This is a genomic window from Mesorhizobium sp. M1E.F.Ca.ET.041.01.1.1 (genome assembly GCF_003997355.1).
GTDB lineage: Bacteria > Pseudomonadota > Alphaproteobacteria > Rhizobiales > Rhizobiaceae > Mesorhizobium.
Window position 1 is genome coordinate 1 of the sequence record NZ_RZSL01000418.1, and the last position, 5,559, is coordinate 5,559.

5 protein-coding genes are annotated in these 5,559 nt (G+C 63.9%); all 5 read left to right on the top strand.

Annotated features, from left to right (window positions below):
* Positions 1-127: NADH-quinone oxidoreductase subunit K (locus EOA38_RS26455; protein ID WP_189434903.1), on the top strand; the 127-nt coding region annotated here is incomplete at its 5' end.
* Between the two features lie 11 nt (positions 128-138).
* A complete protein-coding gene (gene nuoL / locus EOA38_RS26460) occupies positions 139-2,112 on the top strand; it encodes an NADH-quinone oxidoreductase subunit L (protein WP_126093211.1) in 1,974 nt (657 codons plus the stop codon).
* The gene (locus tag EOA38_RS26465) at positions 2,112-3,617 is read left to right on the top strand and encodes an NADH-quinone oxidoreductase subunit M (protein WP_126093212.1); all 1,506 of its coding nucleotides are present in this window, start codon (positions 2,112-2,114) and stop codon (positions 3,615-3,617) included. Before nuoL ends, EOA38_RS26465 begins: the two co-directional genes overlap by 1 nt.
* A gap of 13 nt (positions 3,618-3,630) precedes the next feature.
* The gene (gene nuoN, locus EOA38_RS26470) at positions 3,631-5,067 is read left to right on the top strand and encodes an NADH-quinone oxidoreductase subunit NuoN (RefSeq protein WP_126093213.1); all 1,437 of its coding nucleotides are present in this window, start codon (positions 3,631-3,633) and stop codon (positions 5,065-5,067) included.
* A 4-nt stretch (positions 5,068-5,071) separates the two neighbouring features.
* Positions 5,072-5,559 (top strand): biotin--[acetyl-CoA-carboxylase] ligase (locus EOA38_RS26475; protein ID WP_127300616.1); only part of this gene is annotated, 488 nt, incomplete at its 3' end.

Sequence of the window (5,559 nt, forward strand, 5' to 3'; positions counted from 1 at the left end):
GGTGTTCGCCCTGTTCGTGCTGACGGTCGCGGCAGCCGAGGCCGCGATCGGACTTGCCATTCTTGTCGTCTTCTTCCGCAACCGCGGCTCGATCGCGGTCGAAGACGTGAACCAGATGAAGGGTTGACGGGAACAACCATGTACCAGGCCATCGTCTTCCTTCCGCTGCTCGGCTTCCTGATTGTCGGCCTGTTCGGCAATTCGCTCGGCGCCAAGGCATCCGAATACATCACCTCCGGCTTCCTGGTGATCTCGGCAGTGCTGTCGTGGATCGCCTTCTTCACGGTCGGCTTCGGCCATGGCGAGGTGTTCACCGTGCCGGTGCTGCGCTGGATCCAGGCCGGCGGGCTCGACGCCGCCTGGGCGCTCAGGATCGACACGCTCACGGCCGTGATGCTGGTCGTCGTCAACACGGTGTCGTCGCTGGTCCATATCTATTCGATCGGCTACATGCACCACGATCCGGACCGGCCGCGCTTCTTCGCCTATCTGTCGCTGTTCACCTTCGCGATGCTGATGCTGGTGACGGCCGACAATCTGGTGCAGATGTACTTCGGCTGGGAAGGCGTCGGCCTCGCCTCCTACCTGCTGATCGGCTTCTGGTACAAGAAGCCTTCCGCCAACGCCGCGGCCATCAAGGCCTTCGTCGTCAACCGCGTCGGCGACTTCGGCTTCGCGCTTGGCATCTTCGGCGTCTTCGTGCTGTTCGGCTCGGTCAATCTCGGCACAGTCTTTGCCAACGCAGCCTCCTTCCTTCCGGCCGAAGGTGCGCCGGAAGGGGCCGCGGTGCTGACTTTCCTCGGCCATGCGCTGGACAAGCATATCGCGCTGACGGTGGTCTGCCTGCTGCTCTTCATGGGCGCCATGGGCAAGTCGGCGCAGGTGCCGCTGCACACCTGGCTGCCCGACGCCATGGAGGGCCCGACGCCCGTGTCGGCGCTGATCCATGCCGCGACCATGGTGACGGCCGGCGTGTTCATGCTGGCGAGACTCTCGCCGCTGTTCGAGCTGTCGCATTCGGCGCTGACCGTCGTCACCTTCATCGGCGCCTTCACCGCCTTCTTCGCGGCGACCGTCGGCCTGGTGCAGAACGACATCAAGCGCGTGATCGCCTATTCGACCTGCTCGCAGCTCGGCTACATGTTCGTGGCGCTCGGCGTCGGCGCCTATGGCGCGGCGATCTTCCACCTGTTCACGCACGCTTTCTTCAAGGCGCTGCTGTTCCTCGGCTCGGGCTCGGTCATCCATGCCGTCTCCGACGAGCAGGACATGCGCAAGATGGGCGGGTTGCGGACGCTCATCCCCAAGACCTACTGGATGATGGTGATCGGCACGCTGGCGCTGACCGGCGTCGGCATCCCGGCGACGGTGATCGGCACCGCTGGCTTCTTCTCCAAGGACGCCATCATCGAGGCGTCCTTCGCCAGCCACAACGCGATCGCGGGCTTCGCTTTCGTGCTGCTGGTCATCGCCGCCTGCTTCACCAGCTTCTATTCCTGGCGGCTGATCTTCATGACCTTCCACGGCGAGCCGCGCGCGAGCCACGAAGTCATGCACCACGTCCATGAATCACCGCCGGTGATGCTGGTGCCGCTCTATGTGCTGGCCGCCGGCGCGCTGTTTGCCGGTATTGCCTTCCACGGCGCCTTCATCGGCGAGGGCTATGCCGAGTTCTGGAAGGCGTCGCTGTTCACGCTGCCGGAGAACCACATCCTGCACGAGATCCACGAATTGCCGTTGTGGGTGGAGCTGGCTCCGTTCATCGCCATGGTCATCGGCTTCGCGGTGGCCTGGAAGTTCTATATCCGCTCGCCGGAACTGCCCCGAAGCGTCGCCGCCAACCATCGCCTGCTCTATGGCTTCCTGCTCAACAAGTGGTATTTCGACGAGCTCTACGACTTTCTGTTCGTGCGGCCGGCGAAGCGCCTCGGCAGGTTCCTGTGGAAGACCGGTGACGGCGCCGTCATCGACGGCCTCGGCCCCGACGGCATCTCGGCGCGCGTCGTCGACGTCACCAACCGGGTCGTCAAGCTGCAGACCGGCTATCTCTACCACTATGCCTTCGCCATGCTGATCGGCGTGGCCGCTCTCGTCACCTGGATGATGCTCTGATGACCGACTGGCCAATCCTCTCGCTGGTCACCTTCCTGCCGCTGGTTGGTGTTCTCTTCATTCTGCCGATCAGCGACGACAGCGAAAACGCGCGCCGCAACATCCGCTCGATCGCCTTCATCACGACGGCGTTCACCTTCGTGGTGTCGCTGTTCATCTGGAAGGGCTTCGACAATTCGCAGGCCGGCTTCCAGTTCGTGGAAAAACACGCCTGGCTGGATTCAGGCATCTCCTACCACATGGGCGTCGACGGCATCTCGATGCTGTTCGTCATCCTGACCACCTTCCTGATGCCGCTTTGCATCCTCGCCTCGTGGGAGGCGATCGAGAAGCGGGTCAAGGCCTATATGATCGCCTTCCTGATCCTCGAGACGCTGATGATCGGCGTGTTCTGCGCGCTCGACATCGTGCTGTTCTATGTCTTCTTCGAGGCGGGCCTGATCCCGATGTTCATCATCATCGGCGTCTGGGGCGGCAAGCGGCGCGTCTATGCCTCGTTCAAGTTCTTCCTCTATACGCTTGCCGGCTCGGTGCTGATGCTGCTCGCCATCATGGCGATGTTCTTCCAGTCCGGCACGACCGACATGACCACGCTGTTGACGCATAACTTCCCGGCCAGCATGCAGACCTGGCTGTGGCTTGCCTTCTTCGCCTCCTTCGCGGTGAAGATGCCGATGTGGCCGGTGCACACCTGGCTGCCTGACGCCCACGTCGAGGCACCGACGGCGGGCTCGGTCATCCTGGCCGCCATCCTGCTGAAGATGGGCGGGTACGGCTTCCTGCGCTTCTCGCTGCCGATGTTCCCGCTGGCGTCCGAGATGTTCGCGCCGCTGATCTTCACGCTCTCGGTCGTCGCCATCATCTACACCTCGCTGGTGGCGCTGATGCAGGAGGACATGAAGAAGCTGATCGCCTATTCGTCGGTCGCCCACATGGGCTTCGTCACCATGGGCACCTTCGCGATGAACCAGGAAGGCGTGCAGGGGGCGATCTACCAGATGCTCAGCCACGGCCTCGTCTCCGGCGCGCTGTTCCTGTGCGTCGGCGTCATCTACGACCGCATGCATACGCGCGAGATCGACGCCTATGGCGGGCTGGTCAACAACATGCCGAAATACGCCACTGTGTTCATGATCTTCACCATGGCCAATGTCGGCCTGCCGGGAACCAGCGGCTTCGTCGGCGAGTTCCTGACCATGCTCGGTGTGTTCCGGGTCAACACCTGGGTGGCGTTCTTCGCCGCCACCGGCGTCATCCTGTCGGCGGCTTATGCGCTCTGGCTCTACCGCCGCGTGATCTTCGGCGCGCTGACCAAGGAAAGCCTGAAGAACCTGCTGGACCTCTCGACGCGCGAGAAGGTCATCATCTACCCGCTGGTGGCGCTGGTCATCTTCTTCGGCGTCTATCCGGCGCCGGTGTTCGACGCCACGACGCAGTCGGTCAAGGCGCTCGTCACCAACGTCACCGCTTCCATCAATTCCGCGCAGACCGCGGCGGCGAACTGACTGGGGAAACACCATGACGCCGGACCTTCTCTCCAGCCTTTCGCTCTCGACGCCGGAGCTGATCCTTGCCATCGGCGCGCTCGCGCTTTTGATGGTGGGCGCCTATTCGCGCTCCAACAACACGATGACGGTGACCGGGCTCGCGGTCGTGGTACTGGTGGTCGCCGGCCTGTGGCTGGCCTTCTCCGGCGGCGAGGGATCTGCCTATGGCAGCGCCTTCGTCCAGGATTCCTTCGGCCGCTTCATGAAGACCTTGGCGCTGATCGGCTCCGCAGTAACGCTGGTCATGTCGATGCGCTTTGCCAGGCAGGAGCATTTCGACAAGTTCGAGTATCCGGTGCTGATCCTGCTCTGCACGCTCGGCATGATGCTGATGATCTCGGCCAACGGCATGATCGGGCTCTATCTCGGGCTGGAGCTGCAGTCGCTGGCGATCTATGTGCTGGCGGCGATCAACCGCGACAATCTCCGCTCGACCGAGGCGGGCCTCAAATACTTCGTCCTCGGCGCGCTGTCGTCGGGCATGCTGCTCTACGGCATCAGCCTAGTCTACGGCTACACCGGCAACACCGGCTTCCATGAGATCGCGACGGCGCTGGGCACCGGCGAGCGGCAGCTCGGCCTCGTCTTCGGTCTGGTCTTCGTGCTCGCGGGCCTTGCCTTCAAGATCTCGGCGGTGCCGTTCCATATGTGGACGCCGGACGTCTATGAAGGCGCGCCGACCCCGATCACCGCCTTCCTCGCGGCGGCGCCGAAGATGGCGGCGATGGCGCTGATCGTGCGTGTCACCATGGGCGCCTTCAAGCCGATCGCCGCCGACTGGCAGCAGATCGTTGTCTTCATCTCCATCGCCTCCATGACGCTCGGCGCCTTCGCGGCGATCGGCCAGACCAACATCAAGCGGCTGATGGCCTATTCCTCGATCGGCCATATGGGCTATGCGCTGGTCGGCCTCGCCGCCAACAGCCAGGCCGGCGTGCGCGGCGTCGCCATCTACATGCTGATCTATCTGGTGATGACGCTCGGCACCTTCGCCTTCATCCTCGCCATGCGGCGCAAGGAAGGCAATGTCGAGCAGATCAGCGATCTCGCCGGACTTGCCTCGACCAACCCGATCATGGCCACCATCCTCACCATCCTGATGTTCTCGCTGGCCGGCATTCCGCCTCTCGCGGGCTTCTGGGGGAAGTGGTACGTGTTCCTGGCCGCCATCAACGCCAACCTCTATACGCTGGCGATCATCGGCGTGCTGGCCTCGGTGGTGGGCGCCTACTATTACCTGCGCATCATCAAGATCATGTGGTTCGACGAGCCGGTCGGCGGCTTCGTGCCGATGGCGAGCGAGCTGCGCCTCGTGCTCGGCGTCAGCGGCGCCTTCGTGCTGTTCTACGTGCTGATCGGCGGGCCGATCGGCAGCTACGCCGAAGCCGCCGCCAAGACCTTCTTCTGACGGGATGGCATTTCGGCTGGCTCCAACCGCGGCGTCGGAGGGGTTCCGGCTCGAGGCCCATGACAGTGTCGGCTCGACCAACGCGCTGGCGCTGGACCATGCGCGGGCCGGCGATCCGGGAAAACTCTGGATCGTCTCGAAGAAGCAGGAAAGCGGGCGCGGGCGGCGCGGCCGCGCCTGGGCGACGCCTGAAGGCAATCTGGCGGCAACACTGCTCCTGGTTCCCGGCGGCGAACTGCGGCTCGCCGCGACGCTCGGCTTCGTCGCGGGACTGGCGCTGGCCGACGCGCTCGATGCCGTCGTTCCGCAGGGCCGGATCGCCGTCGGCCTTGACGGCGGCAGTGAAGGACGCAACCGCTTCGAGCTGAAATGGCCGAACGACGTGCTCGCCTCCGGCGCCAAGCTCGCCGGCATCCTGCTGGAATCGGCGATGCTCGAAGGCGGCCGCTTTGCCGTTGCCGTCGGCATCGGCGTCAATGTCGTTGCTTACCC

Excerpts from the sequence above, each read along its gene's own strand:
- nuoL (WP_126093211.1), top strand. The coding sequence starts at position 139 with ATGTACCAGGCCATCGTCTTCCTTCCGCTGCTCGGCTTCCTGATTGTC.
- EOA38_RS26465 (WP_126093212.1), top strand. The coding sequence starts at position 2,112 with ATGACCGACTGGCCAATCCTCTCGCTGGTCACCTTCCTGCCGCTGGTT.
- nuoN (WP_126093213.1), top strand. The coding sequence starts at position 3,631 with ATGACGCCGGACCTTCTCTCCAGCCTTTCGCTCTCGACGCCGGAGCTG.